The following is a 22,363-nucleotide window of genomic DNA, read 5'->3' as shown; positions in this document are numbered from 1 at the left end:
CGCCCATGTGATCGCCCTGCCCCACCGCCAACAGCAGGTGCTGCAGGCCACGGTGCATCACTACGTCGACACGATGGAGCCGGTGGGGAGCCGCACGCTGATCCGCCGCTTCGGTCTGCCCGCCAGCGCCGCCACGGTGCGCTCCACCATGGGAGCCCTGGAGCAACGGGGCCTGTTGCTGCAGCCCCACACCTCAGCCGGGCGCATCCCCAGCCAGCAGGGCTACCGCCTCTATGTGGATGCGCTGCTGCCGGCCCCCGGTGCCGGGGCGATGCAACTGCAACGGGAACTACTCGACCTGAGCCTGCAGTGGGCCGCCCTCGACGATCTGCTGTTGCATCTGGCCCGTCGTCTGGCTGATCTCACGGGACTGATGAGCCTGGTCACCCGTCCCCTGCGGGCCGAATCACGCCTGCAGTCGATCCGGCTGGTGGCCAATGGTGAGCGGCTGCTGGTGCTGCTGGTGGAGAACGCCCTGGTGGCCAGCAGCCTCAACCTGCACCTCCCCCCTGGGGTCAGCCCGGAACTGCCGGCCCTGGAGGGCTGGCTGCAGGCGGAGCTGGAGCGCACACCCGGGGGCCAGATCCGCTGGGAGAGCCTTCCCTCCCAGCTGCGCAGCAGCGGCTCTGTGCTGCGCCAGGCCCTGCGCAGCCACCGTCAGGCCCGCCGCCTTGAGGGCGAGAGCGCCCTGGTCGTGGGTCTGGGCGGGTTGCTGGGGCAGCCCGAATTCAGCCGCAGCGCCGATCTCAGGCCCCTGCTGCAGCTGGTGGAGGAGGAACCTCTGAGCCTGCTGCGCCCTGAGGGGGAGCAGCAGCTGGAGGGCATCTGGATCGGTGCGGAGCATCCCCACCCCGCTCTGCGCCACTGCGCCGTGGTGAGGGCCACCTACCGGAGCGGCGACGGCAGTGAAGGCCAGGTGGCCCTGCTGGGGCCCATGCGCATGGCCTATGCCACGGCCCTCTCAGCTGTGCGCTCGGTGGCCTCTAGCCTGCAACGTCTGCTCAGCTGAGGCCCCAAGGGGATGACCTATTGCGTCGGGTTCTGGTTGGAAGACGGCCTGGTGATGGCCTCCGACTCCCGCACCAACGCCGGTGTCGACTACATCTCGTCGTACCGGAAACTGCACACCTTCGAGCCGGCGCCGGATCGGCTTTTCTTGTTGCTGGCCGCCGGCAACCTGGCCACCACGCAGGCTGTGATCAACCACATCAAGCGCGACCTCAACGAGGCCCGGCGCGACGCGCCACCCCTGGCGGGAGTGCCGTTGATGGGCCAGGCAGGGCCTGGCGGGTCGTTGAAGCAGCACGATCTGCTCAGCGCCAACTACCTGTTTGAGGTGGCCGCCTACATCGGCCGACTGAGTGTGGAGGTGCAGAACGAGAACCACTCAGCTCTGCATCAGGTGGGTGCCAGCGGTGAGGCCAATTTCATCCTCGGCGGCCAGATCGCCGGCCAGCCCCATGGCCTTTACCTGATCTACCCCCAGGGCAACGCAATCATGGCCACGCCGGAGACACCCTTCCTGCAGATCGGTGAGAGCAAGTACGGCAAGCCCCCGCTCGATTCAGTGGGCCACTGCCGCATGTCGTTGGAGGATGCCGCCCGGCTCTGCCTGGTGTCGCAGGTGATCACCCGCCGCTCCAACCTCACCGTGGGCCCCCCGTTTGAGGTGGCGCTCTATCCCCGCGACAGCCTGTCGGTAGCCCACTACCAGAAGTTGGAGCGGGGTGCCAAGGAAATCTCCGAGATCAACAGGATCTGGATCGAAACCCAGCGCCAGGCCATGCAGAAGCTGCCCCGCTTCCCCTGGGAGCAGCCCCAGGATCCCGGGGCCTGAACCTGCCCTGGGGATCAGCCCCCGGCCAGTTGATCCCCCAGCCGCTCGGCCACGGTGCTCACATCCTTGTCGCCGCGGCCGGAGAGGTTGATCACCAGCTCGGTGCCTGGCGCCAGCGTGGGGCAGAGCTGCTCCAGCCAGGCGAAGGCGTGGGCTGTTTCCAGCGCCGGAATGATGCCCTCCAGCAGGCTCACCCGTTGGAGGGCATCAAGGGCCTGCTGGTCGGTGACGGCGGCATATTCGGCGCGGCCCAGCTCCTTGAGGTAGCTGTGCTCCGGGCCGACGCCGGGATAGTCGAGACCGGCGCTGATGGAGTGGGCCTCCTGCACCTGCCCCTGTTCGTCCTGGAGCAACAGGCTCATGGCCCCGTGCAGCACCCCGACCCTGCCTTCGGTGATCGTGGCGGCGTGGCGGCCGGTGGCCACGCCATCACCGGCCGCTTCCACGCCGATCAGGCGTACGGAGGTGTCGGTGACGAAGGGATGGAAAAGGCCCATGGCGTTGGAGCCACCGCCCACGCAGGCCAGCAGCACATCCGGCAGCCTCCCGAAGGCCGCCTGGCACTGGACCTTGGTTTCCTCGCCGATCACCGCGTGAAAATCGCGCACCAGCATCGGGTAGGGGTGGGGTCCGGCCACCGACCCCAGGATGTAGTGGGTGCTCTCGACGTTGGTCACCCAGTCGCGGATGGCTTCGCTGGTGGCGTCCTTGAGGGTGGCGGTGCCGGCCGTGACCGGTTGCACCGTGGCGCCCAGCAGCCGCATCCGAAACACATTCAGGGCCTGGCGGCGCATGTCCTCGGCGCCCATGTAGACCACGCACTCCAGGCCGAAGCGGGCACAGACCGTGGCGGTGGCCACGCCGTGCTGACCGGCGCCGGTTTCGGCAATGATCCGCTTCTTGCCCATGCGCAGGGCGAGCAGCGCCTGGCCAAGGGCATTGTTGATCTTGTGGGCGCCGGTGTGGTTGAGGTCTTCGCGCTTCAGCCAGATGCGGGGGCCACCCTCCGGGCGCCGGTAGTGGGCGCTGAGCCGCTCGGCTTCGTAGAGCGGCGAAGGGCGGCCCACATAGGTTTTGAGCAGGTGATCGAGCCGGCTGGTGAAGGCGGGATCAGCCCAGGCCTCAGCCGCTGCCTGCTCCAGCTCCGCCAGGGCCGGCATCAGGGTTTCCGGCACGTACTGGCCGCCGTAGCGGCCGAAGCGCCCCAGCGCGTTGGGGCGGGCCCCCTGCTCTAGCTCAGCGGCACCGGCGAGGGCAGCGCAATCCTGGGGGAGCGGGGGAAGGGTGCTCGTCACCGGCGATCGATCGGGGTGGCCCCAGCCTAGGAAGCGGGCCGCGGCGGCACCGGCGGCGGCGGCAGGGTCCAGCCCGGAGGCTCATCGATGCCCAGCCGCGCTGAGGGATCGCGGCAGGGGGGCGCCTCCACCATCGAATAACTCAGGACCTGGGCATCGGGCCCTGGCGCCGGGATGCAGGCCGGCGCCGCCGGGCTTGGGTTCAGGTTCAGGCGCAGCATCTCGAAGCGGACGGGCGGCAGATCCAAAAGCTCAGGGGTGCGCTGTGATGGGAGGCGTAGCGGCAATGGACGCCATGGGCAAGGGAGGCTGGCAGGAATTCAGCGCCGCGGCGAGCACCGCCCGGCCCGAAGCTGCGGGGGCAGCGGCCCCGTCCCGCCCGCAGCAGCGGGTGCGTGTGCAGCGCACCAAGGCGGGCAAGGGCGGCAAGACCGTGACCGCCATCACCGGCCTGGAGATCAGCGATGCCGACGCCAGAGCCCTGCTCAGGCGCCTCAAAGCCACAGCCGGCAGCGGCGGCACCCTCAAGGACGGCGTGATCGAGCTGCAGGGGGATCAGGTCAGCACCTGCCTGGAGACGCTCACGGCAGAGGGCTTCCGGCCCAAGCAGGCGGGGGGCTGAGCCGCTGTCGGGCCACGCCCTGCCTCCAGGGGTGGCGGAAAGATGCGACGATCGCCCCATCGCAGTCCTCCTACCCGCGCCGTCGATGACCAGCTCCCCCACCGACAGCAAAGCCACCAACATCGTCTGGCATGAGGCCGCGGTGGACCGGGACTCCCGCGCCAGCCAGCGGGGCCACCGCAGCGCCATCCTCTGGTTCACCGGGCTCTCAGGGGCCGGCAAGAGCACCCTGGCCAACGCCGTGAACGTGGAGCTGTTCCAGCGGGGGCTGGCCACTTACGTGCTCGACGGCGACAACGTGCGCCATGGTCTCTGCTGCGACCTGGGCTTCTCCGATGCCGACCGGGAGGAGAACATCCGCCGCATCGGCGAGGTGGCCAAGCTCTTCCTCGACGCCGGTGTGATCACCCTCACCGCCTTCGTTTCGCCCTTCCGCGCCGACCGCGATCGGGCCCGCGCCCTGGTGGAAAGCGGAGATTTCATCGAGATCCACTGCGCCGCCGGGCTGGAGGTCTGTGAGCAGCGGGATCCCAAGGGGCTCTACGCCAAGGCCCGCGCCGGCGTGATCAAGGAGTTCACCGGCATCTCCAGCCCCTATGAAGCGCCGGAGTCTCCCGAGCTGCGCATCGACACCAGCGGCAGGCTGGAGGACAACGTGGCCGAGGTGATCAGTTACCTGGAGGGTCAGGGATTGATCGCGGCGGACTGACCCCAGGCGCCAGGGCTGCAGGAGCAGGCAGTGGTTCAGATTCCGGCAGCCCCAGGCGGCGGGCCACCTCATCGAGGAAGGCCTTGAGGCAACTGGCCACCGGCACCGCCAGCAGTAGTCCCAGCAGATCGCCGAAGCCCAGCAGGCTGCCGATCCGGGCCCCGACCGGCAGGCTGAGCAACAGCCAGGCCGGCTGCAATCCCACGATCTTGCCCATCAAGCGGGGCTGGATTCCCTGGTCGACCACCTGGCCCACGGCAATCGCCACCGCCAGCACCTTCAGGCCGGTGCTGGGATCATCCAGCGCCAGCAGCAGACTCACCACCACGATGGTGAAGGCGCTGGCATAGGGGATCAAGGTGGTGAACCCGATCGTCACAGCGAAGAGCACGCCATAGGGAATCCCCAACAGGGTGAAGACCACGATCTGGGCCACGCTCAGGATCAGCGCCAGGACCACCTGGCCGCCGAAGTAGCCGCGGAAGGTGCGGTTCAGCGTGACCAGCACCATCTCCCGCCAGCTGGTGGGCAACCAGCGGGCCAGGCCACGACTGATCGACTCGCCACCCAGCAGCAGGAAGATGGCCAGCACGGTCACGATCACGCTGTTGATCGTCAGGGTGAGGGTGGCACCGAGCAGTGCCAGCAGCTTCTGACTCAGCTGTGAGGCGAATTGGGTGGAGCGGGTGAGCAGGGCACTGCTGAGATCGCCGAAATCCGCCGGCAGGCCATGCTCCACAGCCCAGGCCTGGGCCTGGTTGAGCAGGAGTTCCGCCTCAACAAACCAGCTCGGCAGGGCCGTGAGCAGATCCGCCAGCTGCTCCACCAGCAGGGGAATGATCCAGAGGGCCACCAGCACCAGCGCCAGCAGCCCCAGACCCAGCACCAGAGCGAGGGCCAGGAGCCGGGGGAAGCCACGGCCCGTCAGCCAGCGACTGGGCAGATCCAGCAGAAAGGCGATCAGTGCCGCGGTGAGAAACAACGCCGGGAAGGGGGCGAGCGGCAACAACAGCTGTCTCAGCACCCAGAAATTGAGCACCAGCAGCGGCAGGGCCAGGCCCAGTCGTTGCCAGGCGGTGAACGGTGTCGGGCTGATCATGGTGAGGGAGAGGCTGGCATCGAGGCCTGAAACTCCGCGATCACCACCATGGTGATGACGGGATCCAATCGCTTGGCGGCCGCCGCACGGCCCCTGGAGTTGTTGCAGGGCCAGAGTTCAGCATCCGTCAGTCCTCCATGGCGGCCAGGTAAGCCGTGCTGCCCAGGGCCAGCAGACGGGCATCCTTGGCGCAGACCTGATCATGGAGCCCGAGGCGGTACTGCCTGACCGCCTCGGCCAGGGCCGGATCGGCCAGGGCCAGGATCTGCACCGCCAGCAGCCCGGCATTGGTGCCGTTGCCGATCGCCACCGTGGCCACCGGGATCCCGGCCGGCATCTGCACGATCGAATGGAGCGAATCCACCCCCGAGAGCGCCCGACTCTGCACCGGTACACCGATCACCGGCAGGGTGGTGAGCGCCGCCACCATCCCCGGCAGGTGGGCGGCGCCACCGGCCCCCGCCACGATCACCTTGAGCCCGCGGCCGGCAGCCGCTTCGGCGAAGGCCACCATCTCCCGCGGGGTGCGGTGGGCCGAGAGCACCCTCACCTCCACCGCCACACCGAAATCCTTGAGCACCTGCACCGCCGGCTGCATCGTCGGCAGGTCGGAATCGCTGCCCATCACCACCGCCACCAGAGGAGGAGGAGCAGCAGCGGCGGCTGAATCGGGTTCGAGGGTCAAGGCAGGGGCGGCAGCGGCCATGCGGCGAGGATGGCATTCTCTCCGCCCGCTCGCCCAGGAGCCGATGACCGTGCGCTGGATCAGCAACGTCCGTCTGCCCCAGGCCTCGGCATGCCGCCATGGCTCCGAGCGGCGCTGGCGCCTCGGGATCGATCAAAGCGGCCGGATCGTGAAGGTGCTGCCGCTCGATGCCGGCAGCCACGCCGCCGGCGACAACTGGCACGGCGATTGGATCAGCCCCACCGGAGTGGATCTGCAGATCAACGGGGGCCTGGGGCTGGCCTTCCCCGAGCTGGAGTCCAGCGACCTGCCGCGGCTGCTGGAGCTGCTGGAGCTGCTCTGGGCCGATGGGGTGGAGGCGATCTGCCCCACCCTGGTGACCTGCGCCGTCTCCCCCCTGCGCCAGGCCCTGGCGGTGCTGCAGCAGGCCCGCCTCCAGCACCGGACCGGCCGCTGCCAGCTGCTGGGCGCCCATCTGGAAGGTCCCTTTCTGGCCGCGGCGCGGCGTGGCGCCCACCCGGCGGCTCACCTGGCGGCCCCCAGCCCTGGGGCCCTGCAGGAGCGCATCAGTGGCCATGAACAGGAGATCGCCCTGGTGACCCTGGCCCCGGAGCTGGAGGGGGCCGATGCGGTGATCGCCGCCCTGCGCCAGCGCGGCATCGTGGTGAGCCTGGGCCACAGCGCCGCCACGGAAGCGGAGGCCACGCGAGCTTTCGCAGCGGGGGTGGGCATGCTCACCCATGTCTTCAATGCCATGCCCGACCTGCACCGGCGGGCCCCCGGTCCGGTGGCGGCGGCGCTGCTGCGCGGCGATGTGGCCCTGGGGCTGATCGCCGATGGGGTGCATGTGGCCCCCTCGATGGCGGTGCTGCTGCAACGGCTGGCCCCCGAGCAGGTGCTGCTGGTGAGTGACGCGCTCGGTCCCTATGGCCTGACGGAGGGCCGCCACCGCTGGGATGAACGGGTGCTGCTGGTGGAAGACGGCAGTTGTCGGCTGGAGGACGGCACCCTGGCAGGCGTCACTCTGCCTCTGCTGGAGGGGGTGACGCGCCTGGCCCGCTGGAGCGGTGAACCGGGCCGGGCGATCGCCGCCGCCACCCTCGTCCCCCGGCGGGTGCTCGGCGAGCGGCGAACACTGCCCCAGCTGCTGCTCGGACGACCCCTGAGCGAGAGCCTGCGCTGGCATCTGGGGGCAGACGGTGCGCTGGGTTGGCGGCGCGCGTCGGAAGCGGCTCCTTAGGATCCGCCCACCCGTAGCTGCCCACCCATGGCCACTTCTTCAGCGCCTGATGCCGGCGCCAAGCTGGCTGAGAAGGCCGAAGTGCGCGACTACTTCAACAGCACGGGCTTCGAGCGCTGGAAGCGGATCTACAGCGACAGCGACGACGTCAACAAGGTGCAGCGCAACATCCGCCTGGGGCACCAGAAGACGGTGGATCAGGTGCTGCAGTGGCTGCAGGAGGAGGGCGATCTGCCCGGCCGCAGTTTCTGCGATGCCGGCTGCGGCGTGGGCAGCCTCAGCCTGCCGCTGGCCCAGCTCGGGGCGGGCAGCATTGCCGCCAGCGACCTCTCCGAAGCCATGGTGGAGGAGGCCCGTCGCCGCCTCGAGGCCAGCGGCCTTGCCGCTGAGCGGGTGCAGTTCAGCGCCTCCGACCTGGAGAGCCTCCAGGGCCGTTACGACACGGTGGTCTGCCTGGACGTGTTCATCCACTACCCCCAGGCCGCGGCCGAGGAGATGGTGCGCCACCTGGGCGGGCTGGCCGAACGGCGGCTGATCGTGAGCTTTGCTCCCTACACCCCCCTGCTGGCCCTGCTCAAATCGATCGGGCAGCTGTTCCCCGGTCCCAGCAAGACCACCCGGGCCTACACCCTGCGGGAAGACGGCATCGTGGCCGCCGCGGCCGAGGCCGGCTTCCGCCCCAGGCGCCGCAGCCTCAACCAGGCACCCTTCTATTTCTCCCGTCTGATCGAATTCGAGCGCGGCTGAACCGCCACGCTCAGCTGGCCATCGCCAGTTTCTCCCGCTCCAGCAGCCCCACCGTGGCCACCTCGCTGGGGGGCACCAGCACCTTGAAGCGTGGACGCCACTGGGGCCAGTTCGCCAGGATCTCGGCCGCCTTGCGGCTGCCGGTCAGCTCGAGGTGCGCCTCCAGCAGCGGCTTGATCAGCTGCTCCTGCTCGGGGGTTTCCAGGGGGTGGACGGCAACGATCTCGGGATTGAGCAGGCCTGCCATCGCGTCGTGCTCGTCGAGCAGGAAGGCCACCCCACCGGTCATGCCCGCCGCCACGTTGCGGCCGGTGCTGCCCAGCACCACCACCACCCCGCCGGTCATGTACTCGCAGCAGTGATCGCCGCAGCCTTCAATCACAGTGCGGGCACCGCTGTTGCGCACGGCGAAGCGCTCACCGGCTCGTCCGAGGGCGAACAGCTCACCGCCGGTGGCGCCGTAGAGGCAGGTGTTGCCCAGGATCACCTGATTGCCGGGATCCTGGGTTGCCGCCACAGGCACAACCGTGAGGCGGCCGCCGTTGATGCCCTTACCGACGTAGTCGTTGGCATCGCCCTCCAGGCGCAGGTTCATGCCCTGGAGCGTGAAGGCACCGAAGCTCTGGCCGGCGGCGCCTTCGAAGCAGAGATCCAGCAGGCCCTGGAATCCCTTGTTGCCGTGGCGGGCCGCCAGCTCACCGGCCAGGCGGGCCCCGACACTGCGATCGGTGTTGACGATCGGCAGGCGGCGGGCCACCTGCCCGTGCTGCTCGATGGCCGCCATCAGCTCGGGATCAGCCAGGAGCTGATCTTCGAGAATCGCTCCATTGCCGTGGGCCTGGCTGTCATGGAGCAGCCAGCTGCGGTCGTCGGAACCTGGCAGCGGGGCCAGCAGGCAGGTGAGATCGAGGGTGCTGGTCTTGGCCAGGGACACCTGGCGGGGGTGCAGCAACTCCACCCGCCCGATCAGGTCCTCCAGCCGCGCCACCCCGAGCACGCTGAGCAACTGGCGCACTTCCTCGGCCACATAGTGGAAGAAATTGACCACGTGCTCCGGCAGGCCGGTGAAGCGCTTGCGCAGGGCCTCTTTCTGGGTGGCCACCCCCACCGGGCAATTGTTGGTGTGGCAGATGCGCGCCATGATGCAGCCCTCGGCGATCATGGCCACCGAGCCGAAGCCGTATTCCTCGGCGCCGAGCAGGGCCGCCATCAGCACATCCCAGCCGGTCTTGAGGCCTCCATCGGCCCGCAGCAGCACCCGGTTGCGCAGACCGTTGGCCAGGAGGCTGCGGTGCACTTCGGAGAGCCCCAGCTCCCAGGGGCTGCCGGCATGCTTGATCGAGCTCAGGGGCGATGCGCCGGTGCCGCCGTCGTGGCCTGAGATCTGAATCACATCGGCGTTGGCCTTGGCCACGCCGGCGGCGATGGTGCCGATGCCGATCTCGGCCACCAGCTTCACCGACACCCTGGCGGCCGGATGCACCTGGTGCAGGTCGTGGATCAGCTGGGCCAGATCCTCAATGGAATAGATGTCGTGGTGGGGCGGCGGTGAGATCAGCGCCACGCCGGGCTTGCTGTTGCGCAGCCAGCCGATGTAAGCATCCACCTTGGGACCGGGCAGCTGGCCCCCTTCGCCGGGCTTGGCCCCCTGGGCCACCTTGATCTCCAGCTGTTGGCCACTGCGCAGGTACTCCGGCGTGACCCCGAAGCGCCCCGAGGCCACCTGCTTGATGGCTGAGCAGGCGCTGTCACCGGGCACCAGACCGCGCAGGCTGGGCAGGCTGGCCGAGTGGCCGTTCTCATCCACATCGGTGAGGGGGTGATAGCGGGCCGGATCCTCCCCCCCTTCACCACTGTTGCTCTTGCCGCCAATGCGGTTCATGGCCACCGCCAGCACCTCGTGGGCCTCACGGGAGAGGGCCCCCAGGCTCATGCCACCGGTGCAGAAGCGACTGCAGATGCTCTCCACGCTCTCCACCTGCTCGATCGGCAGCGGCGTGGGGGCGGGCCGCAGCTCCAGCAGGTCGCGCAGGCCCGTGATCGGGCGGTTCTCCAGCAGGGTGCGGTAGGTGGCGAAATGGTCGTAGCCGGGGCCCGCGGCCACGGCCGCATGCAGGGCCTTGGCCATCTCCGGGCTGTTGAGGTGAAACTCACCGCCGGAGCGGTATTGCACAAAGCCCATGAACTCCAGCTTGGTGCGGTTGAGCTCGGGGAAGGCCTTGGCATGGAACGCCAGGGTTTCGTTGGCGAGATCCAGGAGGCTGAGCCCCGCCACCCGGCTGGTGGTGCCGCGGAAGGCCAGATCGATCAGATCGGCGCCGATGCCGATGGCCTCGAAGATCTGGGCCCCGTGGTAGCTGGCCAGCAGCGAGATACCGATCTTGGAGAGGATCTTGCGCAGGCCGGCCTCCAGGGCCTTGCGCACGTTGGCCTGGGCCTGGGCGGAGTCGATCGCCGGCAGCTTGCCGCGCTCCATCAACGAGCGGGTCTTGGGATGGGCCAGCCAGTGGCGGGTGGTTTCCCAGGTGAGCCAGGGACAGACGGCACTGGCGCCGAAGCCGATCAGGCAGGCCAGGTGATGGGTGCTCCAGCACTGGGCGGTGTCGATCACCAGGGAGCAATGCAGGCGCACCCCCAGCCTGAGCAGGTGCTGATGGACCGCGCCCACCGCCAGCAGCGCCGGGATGAAGGTGGTGGTGGCACTGAGACCATCGGCCGCCCGATCGGAGAGCACCAGGATCTGGCTGCCGTTGCGCACGGCCTGCTCCGCCGCCTGACAGAGGTGCTGCACAGCGGCCTCCAGACCGGCTGGGCCCGCCTCGAGTCCGTAGAGGGTGGAGAGGGTGGTGGTGCTCAGGCCCTGCTGGGGCAGGGCCTCCAGATCGGATTCATTGAGAATGGGCGTGGCGAGGTGAAGCACCGAGGCCGCTGCGGGCTCTGGGCGCAGGGCCGATCCACGCCTCCCCAGATGCATCTCCAGGCTCATCACCAACTCCTCGCGCAGGGGGTCGATCGGAGGATTGGTGACCTGGGCGAAGCGCTGCTTGAAGTAGTCGTAGAGCAGGTGAGGCTTGCCGGAGAGCACCGCCAGGGGAATGTCGTCGCCCATGCAATAGGTGGGCTCCTTGCCCTGACCGGCCATGTCCTCGATCACCAGGTCCAGGTCCTCGGCGGTGAAGCCGAAGGCAGTCTGGTGACGAAGGAGATCGAGGTCGGCGAGTTGATGCTCCGTGCGCCAGGGCTGGGGCTCCAGCGAGCGGCGGTGCTCCTGCAGCCAGGCGGCATAGGGATAGCGGGAGGCCACCTCCTCCTTCACCTGCCAGTTCTTGAGCAGGCGGCCCTGCTCCAGATCAACGGCCAGCATCTGGCCGGGGCCGAGGCGGCCCTTTTCGACGATGCGGCTCTCGTCGATCTCCACCACGCCGGTTTCCGATCCCATCACCACCAGCCCATCGCTGGTGATGCAGTAGCGGGCGGGACGCAGTCCATTGCGATCGAGGGTGGCGCCCACGCTGCGGCCGTCGCTGAACACCAGCAGGGCCGGCCCGTCCCAGGGCTCCTGCAGGCAGGCGGAATACTCATAAAAGGCCTGAACATCCGGGCGGGCCTCCAGCTCGGGCTGCTGGCGGAACGCTTCCGGCACCAGGGTGAGCAGGCTGTCGGTGATCGGCCGGCCGCTGCGCACCATCAGCTCGAGCATGGCGTCGAGATTGGCCGAATCGCTGAAGGCGGCGTTGACCACCGGCTTGAGGTCGGAAGAGGCCTCACCCCAGACCGCATCGAGGTGGGATTCGGCCGCCTGGGCCCAGTTGATGTTCCCCAGCAGGGTGTTGATCTCGCCGTTGTGGCCCAGCAGCCGCATCGGTTGGGCCAGGGGCCAGCGGGGCAGGGTGTTGGTGCTGAAGCGGCGGTGGTACACCGCGAAACTCACCGCGAAGCGGGGATCGCGCAGATCGGCGTAGAACGCCGCCAGCACCTCGGAGCGCACCATCCCCTTGTACACAAGGGTGCGGCCGCTGAAGGAAGCGAAGTAAAGGTCGTTGGGATCGCCGCCCGGGGCGGCCCGCACCAGATCAACCGCTCGGCGGCGGCAGCGGAACAGCAGGGATTCGAGGGCATCGCCCGGCTCCGGGCCTTCCACCAGCCATTGCTCGATGCGTGGGGCGGTCTGGAGTGCCAGGGGGCCGAGCACGGAGGGATCGACGGGCACCTCTCGCCAGCCGAGACTGCGCAGACCCACCAGGGCTGCCGCCTGCTCGCACAGCCGCTTGTACTCCTGGCGTTTCGACTCTGCCACCGGCAGGAAGACCATCCCCAGACCCCGGCGACCCTCCGCCGCTCGGGTGGATTCGGGCCAGACCTCCCCCAGGAAGCTCCAGGGGATACCGCAGAGCACACCGGCACCATCGCCGGAATCGCCATCGCCGCCGCAGCCGCCGCGGTGCTCCATGCAACCGAGGCCGCGCAGGGCCTGCTCCAGCAGCCAATGGCTGGGCTCTCCGCTGAGCTGGGCCAGAAAACCAACGCCGCAGGCATCTTTTTCGCCCGCGACCTCCATCGGCGCCGGACTGTCGCAATGGGGCCAAACAGAGCGGCGTTGAAGAGGCATAGCCCGGCAAAAACCTGTCGGTAGACCGCGGAAGCCCCTGGTCAGGCTGCCTCCGCGCGGAAGAGAATTTTGATCCTAGAGACGAGCGTTCAGCGTTAGCGTTCATCACCAACGGATGCGGATCCAATCGTGATGCGGCGCCGATCCCTTCCAACCAGGCTGATCAGCCTGGCTGTGATGGCCCTGCTGCCGGCCGCCGATGGCGCGCTCCTGCGGACCCAGGCCCAACCGGTCGCTCCCATGTCTGGGGCCAGAACCCAGGGTCTGCTGGCCCGCAGTCCCCTGCCGGCACGCCAGGAAGGCCGCCGGATCGTCATCAACGGCCGTGAGCAGAGCGCCCGCTGGCAAGCGATCCCGGCCGTTGGCTCCGGCTCTGCTCAGCTCTGGTTGCCCCTGGAGGTGCTCCAGGGCCAGCTGGGGGTGGCCAGCAGCACCCGCGTCGACGGCAGCCTCGATCTTGAGTGGTTCGGGCGGAAGCTGCTGGTGCCCACCGCTGAGCAGCGCAGCCTCGACGATGAGGTGGCCGTGGAGGCCGGCCCGTTGTTGCAGGCGGCCGGCGTCCGCATCCAGACCGACGGGGATCGTCTGATCCTGGAGATGCCCCTGCCCGGTCTGCTGCGGGTGAGGGCCTCGCCCCCAGGGCCGAATCGCCAGGTGGTGCTCGATCTCAATGGGGCCGCCCTGGTGCGCCAGGAATCCGGTCAGATCCTGCTGGGCCTGCTCAGCAGCGCCAACCAGCGCTCGGAACTGCAGGCCCTCGGCGTGGCGGTCAGTTCCAGCCGGGAGGGGCTGCTGTTGCGCCCCAAAGACGGTGGCCGGGTCCTGACCCTCGGCGGGCCCGACCGGGTGGTGTTCGACATTCCTGCGGGATCCAGCGCCGGCGGGACAACAGCCACGAGGCCGGCCGCACCGCCTCTCGACGCCAGGCTCCAGGCCCTGCTCAACCGCAGCGTCAGCACCAACCGTCAGGTGTTGCCGCTGGGAGCGCGGCGGATGCTGGTCAGCAGTGTCCGCTTTGATCCCCAGCAGAGGCCCCTCGCGCTGCGCCTGCTCACCCGTCCTGATGGGATGCAGGGGCTGACCTCACTGACAGCCCTGGCCCAGCAGGAGCAGGCCTTGGTGGCCATCAACGGCGGCTATTTCAACCGCGTGCGTCGGCTACCCCTGGGCGCCCTCAAGGCTGAAGGACGCTGGCTCTCCGGGCCGATCCTCAACCGCGGCGCCATCGGCTGGCAGACGGGCCGCCTCCCCAGCTTCGGCCGCCTGGCCCTGCAGGAACAACTGATCGATGAGAGGGGGCAACGCTGGCCGCTGACGACCCTGAACAGCGGCTACGTGCAGCGGGGCCTGGCCCGGTACACCGCCGCATGGGGGAGCAGTTACCAGGCCCTCAGCGGCAACGAATCAGCCGTGCTGATCCGGGCAGGAGTGGTGCTGCAGCGGATCGATGCAGCCCAGCTTCAGGGGGGGGTCCGCCTGGGTCCCGAGGACACCCTGGTGGTGGGCAGAGCGGGTGTGATTCCGCCCTGGCCCGCAGCCAGCCGCCTCCGTCTCTCCAGCCAGCCCAGCGACCCCCTCGGCCAGCAGGACTTCGTGATGGGGGGAGGCCCCCTGTTGCTGCTCGGCGGTCGGGTCGTGCTCAACGGCAGCGCCGAAGGATTCAGCAGCGCCTTCCAGGGGCAGGGGGCTCCGCGCACCGTGATCGGCAGCGATGGTCGTCAGGTCTGGTTGCTGACCCTGCAGGGGGTGGATCACGCCGGGCCGACCCTGGGCGAAACGGCTGCTCTGCTGCGTCAGATGGGCCTGCGGGACGCCCTGAACCTCGATGGTGGCAGCTCCACCGGACTGTTCGTAGGCAACGCCCAGACGGTGCGGGGGCGGGGGGTGGCCGCCTCGATCCACAACGGCCTGGGCCTGGTGCCCCGCAGCGGGACCGACCAGGCCGGCGAGAGGGCCGGAGGCTGAGCGGGCGGGCTCCGGCCCTGGCAAGCTGAGGCCTGCCTTTGACGCCCATCCGCGCGATCGCCCCATGCCCAAGGGTCTGAGCCTGCGCCTGTCCTCAGCGGCGGCGGCCGAGCTGGGCCGCCAGGCAGCCGTCGCAGGCACCCCTGGCCTGATGCACCTTGATCTGGTGGAGGGGGGCTGTGAGCAATGGGTGATCCGCATCCGTCCGGGCCACCTCGCCGGGGTGCCCGTGGCCAGGGCCGATGGCATCACGCTGCACGCTCCGGCCAGCCAACTCCCGCTGCTGGGGGGCCTGAGCCTCGACTACCGCGGGGATCTCAGCGGTGGGGGCTTCCTGATCCGCTCCGGCGAGGGGGTGAGCTGCTGCGCCTGCGGCGCCGCCTTCAGCCGCACCGGCAGTGGGGGGACCACGACAAAGTAAGGTGACGGATTGTCGAAACGGTCGGACGTCCGGCCTAATTCTCCGGCCCTCGATGCCCACGATTCAACAGCTGATCCGCACCGAACGGCAGCACCTCACCCGCAAGACCAAGTCCCCGGCGCTGGTCTCCTGTCCAGAACGCCGTGGGGTCTGCACTCGCGTGTATACCTCCACTCCGAAGAAACCGAACTCGGCCCTCCGCAAGGTGGCTCGCGTCCGTCTCACTTCGGGCTTTGAAGTCACGGCCTACATCCCCGGGATCGGCCACAACCTGCAGGAGCACTCCGTGGTGTTGATCCGTGGAGGCCGCGTCAAGGATCTCCCCGGCGTCCGCTACCACATCATCCGCGGCACCCTCGACACCTCAGGTGTGAAGGATCGCCGCCAGAGCCGCTCCAAGTACGGCGCCAAGACCCCCAAGAGCTGATTCCAGCTCTGACCGTCTGTCTCCCCACTCCCTCGCACCGCCGATCCCCACAGGTTTATGTCCCGCCGCAATGCTGCTGAGAAGCGCCCGATCCTTCCTGATCCCCAGTTCAACAGTCGCCTGGCCTCCATGGTCGTGGCGCGGCTGATGAAGCACGGCAAGAAGTCCACCGCCCAGCGGATCCTCTCCGACGCCTTCGGACTGATCAACGACCGCACCGGCACCGACCCCCTCGAGGTGTTCGAAACGGCCGTTCGCAACGCCACCCCCCTGGTGGAAGTGCGGGCCCGTCGGGTGGGCGGCGCCACCTACCAGGTGCCGATGGAGGTTCGTCAGGAACGCGGCACCGCCATGGCGCTGCGCTGGCTGGTCAACTTTTCCCGGGCCCGCAATGGCCGCAGCATGGCCCAGAAACTGGCCGGTGAACTGATGGACGCCGCCAACGAAGCCGGCAGTGCCGTGCGCAAGCGCGAAGAAACCCACAAGATGGCGGAGGCCAACAAGGCTTTCGCTCACTACCGCTACTGAGCGGCCTTTCCTGGCTGAATGGCGGGCGCCTTCAGCCGGAGCAGGTCAACCCTTAAACTTGCGCCCGCAAAATTCGTCGATCAAACACCGGAGACCTTACCCGTGGCCCGCGCCTACCCCTTGGACCGCGTCAGAAATATTGGCATTGCAGCCCATATCGACGCGGGCAAGACCACCACAACCGAACGGATCCTCTTCTATTCAGGTGTGGTCCACAAAATGGGCGAGGTGCACGATGGCGCCGCGGTCACCGACTGGATGGAGCAGGAGCGCGAACGCGGCATCACCATCACGGCAGCGGCTATCTCCACCAGCTGGAAGGATCACCGCATCAACATCATCGACACACCCGGACACGTCGACTTCACCATTGAGGTGGAGCGTTCGATGCGGGTGCTGGATGGTGTTGTCGCCGTCTTCTGCGCCGTCGGTGGTGTGCAGCCCCAGTCGGAAACGGTGTGGCGCCAGGCCGATCGTTACAACGTGCCCCGGATCGTGTTCGTCAACAAGATGGACCGCACCGGTGCCAACTTCCTGAAGGTCTACGACCAGATCAAGGATCGCCTCAAGGCGAATGCGGTGCCGCTTCAGTTGCCGATCGGCGCCGAAGGTGAACTCAAGGGCATCGTTGACCTGGTGCGTGAGAAGGCAATTCTCTACACCAATGATCTTGGTACCGACATTCTCGAGAGTGAAATCCCCGAGAACATGAAGGAGGAAGCCGCCAAGTGGCGCGGTAAGTTGATGGAATCGGTGGCTGAAACCGACGAAGAGCTTGTGGAGGCTTACCTGGAGAATGGTGAACTCACCCAGGAGCAGTTGATCAAGGGTATTCGCATCGGCGTGGTCAAGCACGGCCTGGTGCCGATGTTCTGCGGTTCGGCCTTCAAGAACAAAGGTGTCCAGCTGGTGCTCGACGCCGTGGTGGATTACCTGCCCGCCCCGGTGGACGTGCCGCCGATCACGGGTCTGCTGCCCGATGGCACCGAATCGAACCGTCCCTGCGACGACAGCGCCCCCTTCAGCGCCCTGGCGTTCAAGGTGATGGCCGATCCCTACGGCAAGCTCACCTTCGTGCGCATGTACTCCGGGGTGCTGCAGAAGGGCAGCTACGTGCTCAACAGCACCAAGGACAAGAAGGAGCGCATCTCCCGCCTGATCCTGCTCAAAGCCGACGATCGCGAGGAAGTGGATGAACTGCGGGCCGGCGATCTCGGGGCCGTCCTCGGCCTCAAGGACACCACCACGGGCGACACCCTCTGCGTCGAGAATGATCCGATCATTCTCGAGTCCCTGTTCATTCCCGAGCCAGTGATCTCGGTGGCGGTGGAGCCCAAGACCAAGGGCGACATGGAGAAGCTCTCCAAGGCTCTGCAATCGCTTTCGGAAGAGGACCCCACCTTCCGGGTCTCAACGGATCCGGAAACCAGCCAGACCGTGATCGCCGGCATGGGCGAGCTGCACCTGGAAATCCTGGTGGACCGGATGCTGCGCGAATTCAAAGTGGAGGCGAACATCGGCGCCCCACAGGTGTCCTACCGCGAAACCATCCGCGCCAAGTCCAAGGGCGAAGGCAAGTTCGCCCGCCAAACCGGTGGCAAAGGCCAGTACGGCCACGTTGTCATCGAGATGGAGCCGGGCGAGCCGGGCTCCGGCTTTGAATTCGTCAATAAGATCGTCGGCGGCATCGTTCCCAAGGAGTACATCGGACCAGCTGAGAACGGCATGAAGGAGACCTGCCAATCCGGCGTGATTGCAGGTTTCCCGATGATCGACATCAAGGTCACGATGATCGACGGGTCTTACCACGACGTCGACTCCTCGGAAATGGCGTTCAAGATTGCCGGCTCCATGGCCTTCAAAGACGGCGTCAAGAAGTGCAATCCCGTTCTTCTTGAGCCGATGATGAAGGTGGAAGTCGAGATCCCCGAGGACTACCTTGGTTCGGTCATCGGTGACCTGTCCTCCCGGCGCGGACAGGTCGAAGGGCAATCCATCGACAACGGACAGTCTAAAGTCCAGACCAAGGTGCCCTTGGCCGAAATGTTCGGCTACGCCACTCAACTCCGATCCATGACCCAGGGTCGGGGTATTTTCTCGATGGAGTTCAGTCATTACGAGGAAGTTCCTCGCAATGTGGCTGAGGCCATCATCGCCAAGAATCAGGGCAATTCCTGATCTCTCATCCCTAACCACAACCCCCCCGATTCTTTCCTTCAATGGCCCGCGAGAAGTTTCAGAGGAACAAACCTCACGTCAACATCGGCACCATCGGCCACGTTGACCACGGCAAGACCACCCTTACTGCCGCCATCACCAACGTGCTGGCGTCCCTGGGCCAGGCCAAGGCCCAGGCCTATGACGACATCGACGGCGCTCCTGAAGAGAAAGAGCGGGGCATCACGATCAACACGGCCCACGTCGAGTACGAAACCGAAGGCCGCCACTACGCCCACGTCGACTGCCCCGGTCACGCCGACTACGTCAAGAACATGATCACCGGTGCCGCCCAGATGGACGGCGGCATCCTGGTGGTGGCCGCCACCGACGGCCCGATGGCCCAGACCAAGGAGCACATCCTGCTGGCCAAGCAGGTGGGCGTGCCTGCTCTGGTGGTGTTCCTCAACAAGAAGGACATGGTCGACGACGAGGAAATCCTCGAGCTCGTCGAACTGGAGATGCGCGAGCTGCTCAGCAGCTACGACTTCCCTGGTGATGACATCCCGATCATCTCCGGCTCCGCCCTCAAGGCCCTTGAGCACATCCAGGGCGGCGGCAAGGGCATCCGCGGCGAGAACGAGTGGGTCGACAAGATCCTCGATCTGATGGATGGGGTGGACGAATCGATCCCCGAGCCAGAGCGTGAGATCGACAAGCCCTTCCTGATGGCTGTCGAAGACGTCTTCTCGATCACCGGTCGCGGCACTGTGGCCACCGGCCGGATCGAGCGCGGCAAGGTGAAAGTGGGCGAAACCGTCCAGATCGTGGGCATCAAGGACACCCGCGAAACCACCGTCACCGGCGTGGAGATGTTCCGCAAGCTGCTCGACGAGGGCATGGCAGGCGACAACGTCGGCCTGCTGCTGCGCGGCGTGCAGAAGGAGGACATCGAGCGCGGCATGGTGCTGGTCAAGCCCAACTCGATCAAGCCCCACACCAAGTTCGAAGGCGAGGTGTATGTCCTCAAGAAAGAAGAGGGTGGTCGCCACACCCCCTTCTTCGCTGGATACCGCCCCCAGTTCTACATCCGCACCACGGATGTGACCGGACAGATCACCGCCTTCACCGCCGACGACGGCACCAACGTGGAGATGGTGATGCCCGGTGACCGCATCAAGATGTCCGCTGAGCTGATCTGCCCGGTGGCCATTGAACAGGGCATGCGCTTCGCCATCCGCGAAGGCGGCCGCACCATCGGTGCCGGCGTGGTCTCCAAGATCGTCGCCTGAGGCGGAGAGGGCCCAGCCCGTCGCCTTGATCCGGGGGCTGACTCCAGCATCAGCCTGGTTTCACCCCCGTCACGCACCTCGACAAGTTGTCCCCCACCGGCTTCGGTTGACTCCGGTGGGAGTGAGCACGGCCCAGGCCGTCTTCAGCTCCTGCCTCCCTTCCCCCCTTCCCCTGTTCTTCGGCCGCGGTCTCAACCAAGGCCTGCGTCCCCACGAGTCTTGTTATGTCAGCCGCCATCGCCCAGCAGAAGATCCGCATCCGTCTCAAGGCGTTTGATCGCCGCATGCTGGATCTCTCTTGCGAAAAGATCATCGAAACAGCCGATCACACCGCCGCCACGGCCATCGGTCCGATCCCCTTGCCCACCAAGCGCAAGATTTACTGTGTGCTGCGCTCGCCCCACGTGGACAAGGATTCCCGTGAGCACTTCGAGACCCGCACCCACCGCCGCATCATCGACATCTACAGCCCCACGGCCAAGACGATCGACGCGCTGATGAAGCTCGATCTGCCCAGTGGAGTCGACATTGAAGTGAAGCTCTGAGCCAGCAGCCGGCTGGACGCGACGAATTTCTGGACCCACCCTCCCGGTGGGTCCTTTTTTTCTAGACTCATTCCAGCGCTCAGGCCTCCCGAGAGCCTCCACTGACCAAACCCCGACCACCCATTGCCGCCCCGCCGACCTTCCGTGAGTGATCTGGCCGTGAGGGAACTCCCACTCTTCCCCCTGCCGGATGTGGTGTTGTTCCCGCAGGAAGTCTTGCCCCTGCATATCTTTGAGCCCCGCTATCGCATGATGTTGCGAACGGTGCTGGAAACTGACCGCCGCTTCGGTGTGGTGCGCTGGGATCCAAATCAGCAGGAGATGGCCCAAGTGGGCTGCTGCGCTGAAATTCTTCAATGCCAGACTCAGGACGACGATCGCAGCAACATCGTCACCCTCGGCCAGCAGCGATTCCGCGTGCTTGAAGTGGTGCGAGAAGCCCCCTTCCGTGTGGCCATGGTCAGCTGGATCGAGGACGATCCCAGCACCAGCCACGATGTGCTCCAGGACCTGGGTCACCAGGTCACCCAGGCCCTGCGCGATGTGGTGGATCTCACCGGCAAGTTGATCGGCAAACCCACCACCCTGCCAGCTGATCTGCCTGATCTGCCCCGGGAGTTGTCCTTCTGGATCGGCTCCCATCTGGGCGGCCCCGTGGCCGACCATCAGCAGGCCCTGCTGGAGCTCACCGACACCTCCGAGCGCCTGCGCCAGGAATTCGCGCTGCTCGACCAGACCCGCCGGCAACTGGCCGCCCGCACCGTGCTCAAAGACACCTTCAAGGATCTGGGGGAACCCAGGCAGGAACCCAGCTGATGCCGCTTCCAACCTGGCTGCCGCCTCTGGCCATCGGTGCCGGAGCCGGCTTGCTCAGTCTTGGCCTGGTGCGGGAATGGCAGCGCCGGGATCGCCGCTTCCAGAGCACGGCCACCGTGGCCGAGGCCTACGACCGCTGGACCTCTGATCGGCTGCTGGAGAACCTCTGGGGTGAGCACGTGCACCTGGGGCACTACGGCAGCCCCCCGGAATCCCGTGATTTCAGAACCGCCAAGGAGCAGTTCGTTCATGAGCTGGTGCGCTGGTCGGGCCTGGATCAGTGCCCCCCCGGCAGCCGCCTGCTGGATGTGGGCTGCGGCATCGGCGGCAGCGCTCGCATCCTTGCCCGCGACTACGGCTTCGACGTGCTGGGCATCAGCATCAGTCCCGCCCAGGTGGAGCGGGCGCGGCAGCTCACCCCAGCGGGGCTCAGCTGCCGCTTCGCGGTGATGGATGCCCTGGCGCTGGAGCTGGAGGATGGCAGCTTTGAGGCCGTCTGGAGCGTGGAAGCGGGGCCACACATGCCCGACAAGCAGCGCTACGCCGACGAGCTGTTGCGGGTGCTGGCCCCGACGGGGCAGCTGGCGGTGGCCGACTGGAACCGGCGCGACCCCGGCGACGGCGAGCTCAATGGGCTGGAGCGCTGGGTGATGGATCAGCTGCTGCACCAGTGGGCCCACCCCGAATTCGCCTCCATTCCCTCCTTCCGCCGCAACCTCGAAGCCAGCCCGCACTGGCGTGGCGCCCCGGTTCACACCGCTGACTGGAGTGCAGCCACCCTGCCCTCCTGGATCGACTCCATCCTTGAAGGGGTGCGACGGCCTGGCGCCATCCTCAGCCTGGGGCCGGCAGCGCTGCTGCAGGGTCTGCGCGAGGCGCCGACGATCCTGCTGATGCACTGGGCCTTCAGCACCGGGATGATGCGTTTCGGCGTCTTCCGCTACTGCTCCTCGGAGAGGTTGGTGAGCGGGTAGGTCCCGAACAGGGCCAGGTGCTGGCAATGGCCGCGCACGGCCTCGATCGCCTGCTCCAGCACATCGGGGTCGGCTGGCATCTCCAGATCCACGAAGAAGATGTATTCACCCATCTCCCGCTTGGAGGGGCGTGACTCGATCCGGCTCATGTTCAGCTGCAGGGTGGCGAAGCAGCTCAGGGCCTCCAGCAGGGCACCGGGGCTGTTGCTGCGCAGCGAGAAGGCCAGGCTGCAGAGCGTGGCCACATCGGCCTGGCTTTCCACCTGTCGCTGCAACATCAGGAAGCGGGTGCAGTTGCCGGGCACATCATTGATGGGATACGCCAGCACCTCGAGCCCATGCTCCTGGGCGGCCCGGGGTGAGGCCACCGCCGCGGGGGGGGGGGGGGGGGGGGG

General features: G+C 67.3%; 21 protein-coding genes. 15 read left to right on the top strand and 6 right to left on the bottom strand.

Annotated elements, in window-relative coordinates; translation table 11 throughout:
* The first annotated feature begins 7 nt into the window (after positions 1-7).
* Entirely contained in the window at positions 8-1,009 is a 1,002-nt protein-coding gene (locus KQ304_RS00950; RefSeq protein ID WP_259735255.1) for a heat-inducible transcriptional repressor HrcA, read from the top strand.
* 12 nt (positions 1,010-1,021) lie between these two features.
* On the top strand, positions 1,022-1,837 hold the full coding sequence (locus KQ304_RS00945; RefSeq protein WP_259735254.1) for a 20S proteasome subunit A/B: 816 nt from the start codon (positions 1,022-1,024) through the stop codon (positions 1,835-1,837).
* A gap of 14 nt (positions 1,838-1,851) precedes the next feature.
* Here KQ304_RS00945 and trpB read toward each other — a convergent pair whose 3' ends face one another.
* Both trpB and KQ304_RS00935 read right to left on the bottom strand, forming a co-directional pair.
* A complete protein-coding gene (trpB, locus tag KQ304_RS00940; RefSeq protein ID WP_259735253.1) occupies positions 1,852-3,132 on the bottom strand; it encodes a tryptophan synthase subunit beta in 1,281 nt (426 codons plus the stop codon).
* A gap of 26 nt (positions 3,133-3,158) precedes the next feature.
* On the bottom strand, positions 3,159-3,380 hold the full coding sequence (locus KQ304_RS00935; RefSeq protein WP_259735252.1) for a hypothetical protein: 222 nt from the start codon (positions 3,378-3,380) through the stop codon (positions 3,159-3,161).
* A gap of 47 nt (positions 3,381-3,427) precedes the next feature.
* On the opposite strand from KQ304_RS00935, the gene KQ304_RS00930 reads away from it, so the two are divergent.
* Together KQ304_RS00930 and cysC are read left to right on the top strand one after the other, a co-directional pair.
* Positions 3,428-3,754, top strand: coding sequence for a translation initiation factor (locus tag KQ304_RS00930; RefSeq protein ID WP_259735283.1), 327 nt, complete (start codon positions 3,428-3,430; stop codon positions 3,752-3,754).
* Between the two features lie 85 nt (positions 3,755-3,839).
* On the top strand, positions 3,840-4,463 hold the full coding sequence (gene cysC / locus KQ304_RS00925) for an adenylyl-sulfate kinase (protein WP_259735251.1): 624 nt from the start codon (positions 3,840-3,842) through the stop codon (positions 4,461-4,463).
* Here cysC and KQ304_RS00920 read toward each other — a convergent pair.
* Positions 4,423-5,562, bottom strand: coding sequence for an AI-2E family transporter (locus KQ304_RS00920; RefSeq protein ID WP_259735250.1), 1,140 nt, complete (start codon positions 5,560-5,562; stop codon positions 4,423-4,425). The genes cysC and KQ304_RS00920 overlap by 41 nt on opposite strands.
* Before the next feature lie 127 nt (positions 5,563-5,689).
* Positions 5,690-6,187 (bottom strand): 5-(carboxyamino)imidazole ribonucleotide mutase, encoded by a 498-nt coding sequence (gene purE / locus KQ304_RS00915; RefSeq protein ID WP_259735282.1) that lies wholly within the window; start codon positions 6,185-6,187, stop codon positions 5,690-5,692.
* 124 nt (positions 6,188-6,311) lie between these two features.
* Between purE and KQ304_RS00910 the strand changes: the two genes are divergently transcribed.
* The gene (locus tag KQ304_RS00910) at positions 6,312-7,487 is read left to right on the top strand and encodes an N-acetylglucosamine-6-phosphate deacetylase (protein WP_259735249.1); all 1,176 of its coding nucleotides are present in this window, start codon (positions 6,312-6,314) and stop codon (positions 7,485-7,487) included.
* Positions 7,488-7,514: 27 nt separating this feature from the next.
* On the top strand, positions 7,515-8,234 hold the full coding sequence (gene bchM, locus KQ304_RS00905) for a magnesium protoporphyrin IX methyltransferase (RefSeq protein WP_259735248.1): 720 nt from the start codon (positions 7,515-7,517) through the stop codon (positions 8,232-8,234).
* A gap of 10 nt (positions 8,235-8,244) precedes the next feature.
* Here bchM and gltB read toward each other — a convergent pair whose 3' ends face one another.
* Positions 8,245-12,843 carry a glutamate synthase large subunit gene (gene gltB / locus KQ304_RS00900; protein WP_259735247.1) on the bottom strand — a complete coding sequence of 1,533 codons (4,599 nt, stop codon included), beginning with the start codon at positions 12,841-12,843 and terminating at the stop codon, positions 8,245-8,247.
* 177 nt (positions 12,844-13,020) lie between these two features.
* On the opposite strand from gltB, the gene KQ304_RS00895 reads away from it, so the two are divergent.
* The 9 genes from KQ304_RS00895 (at position 13,021) to KQ304_RS00855 (ending at position 21,968) form a co-directional block, all read left to right on the top strand.
* The gene (locus KQ304_RS00895) at positions 13,021-14,808 is read left to right on the top strand and encodes a phosphodiester glycosidase family protein (protein WP_259735246.1); all 1,788 of its coding nucleotides are present in this window, start codon (positions 13,021-13,023) and stop codon (positions 14,806-14,808) included.
* 64 nt (positions 14,809-14,872) lie between these two features.
* The gene (locus KQ304_RS00890) at positions 14,873-15,229 is read left to right on the top strand and encodes an AIR synthase (protein WP_259735245.1); all 357 of its coding nucleotides are present in this window, start codon (positions 14,873-14,875) and stop codon (positions 15,227-15,229) included.
* A gap of 52 nt (positions 15,230-15,281) precedes the next feature.
* Positions 15,282-15,656: a 30S ribosomal protein S12 gene (gene rpsL, locus KQ304_RS00885; RefSeq protein WP_259735244.1), complete on the top strand. Its 375-nt coding sequence runs from the start codon at positions 15,282-15,284 to the stop codon at positions 15,654-15,656.
* Between the two features lie 57 nt (positions 15,657-15,713).
* Positions 15,714-16,184, top strand: a complete 471-nt coding sequence (rpsG, locus tag KQ304_RS00880; protein ID WP_259735243.1) for a 30S ribosomal protein S7 — start codon at positions 15,714-15,716, stop codon at positions 16,182-16,184.
* A 102-nt stretch (positions 16,185-16,286) separates the two neighbouring features.
* Positions 16,287-18,362 carry an elongation factor G gene (gene fusA / locus KQ304_RS00875; protein WP_259735281.1) on the top strand — a complete coding sequence of 692 codons (2,076 nt, stop codon included), beginning with the start codon at positions 16,287-16,289 and terminating at the stop codon, positions 18,360-18,362.
* A 41-nt stretch (positions 18,363-18,403) separates the two neighbouring features.
* A complete protein-coding gene (gene tuf / locus KQ304_RS00870; RefSeq protein ID WP_259735242.1) occupies positions 18,404-19,633 on the top strand; it encodes an elongation factor Tu in 1,230 nt (409 codons plus the stop codon).
* Between the two features lie 224 nt (positions 19,634-19,857).
* A complete protein-coding gene (gene rpsJ / locus KQ304_RS00865) occupies positions 19,858-20,178 on the top strand; it encodes a 30S ribosomal protein S10 (protein ID WP_006172311.1) in 321 nt (106 codons plus the stop codon).
* 144 nt (positions 20,179-20,322) lie between these two features.
* Positions 20,323-20,994 carry an LON peptidase substrate-binding domain-containing protein gene (locus tag KQ304_RS00860; RefSeq protein WP_006172312.1) on the top strand — a complete coding sequence of 224 codons (672 nt, stop codon included), beginning with the start codon at positions 20,323-20,325 and terminating at the stop codon, positions 20,992-20,994.
* Positions 20,994-21,968 carry a methyltransferase domain-containing protein gene (locus KQ304_RS00855; RefSeq protein WP_259735241.1) on the top strand — a complete coding sequence of 325 codons (975 nt, stop codon included), beginning with the start codon at positions 20,994-20,996 and terminating at the stop codon, positions 21,966-21,968. The genes KQ304_RS00860 and KQ304_RS00855 overlap by 1 nt, the downstream gene beginning before the upstream one ends.
* Here the strand turns inward: KQ304_RS00855 and KQ304_RS00850 are convergent.
* Positions 21,935-22,363: prephenate dehydratase domain-containing protein (locus tag KQ304_RS00850; RefSeq protein WP_259735240.1), on the bottom strand; the 429-nt coding region annotated here is incomplete at its 5' end. The two genes, KQ304_RS00855 and KQ304_RS00850, sit on opposite strands and share 34 nt — an antisense overlap.

This window comes from Synechococcus sp. CS-1329, from assembly GCF_025128055.1.
Classification (GTDB): domain Bacteria; phylum Cyanobacteriota; class Cyanobacteriia; order PCC-6307; family Cyanobiaceae; genus Regnicoccus_A.
Note: the sequence above shows the minus strand (reverse complement) of the source record. Positions and strands in the feature narration are given on the sequence as shown.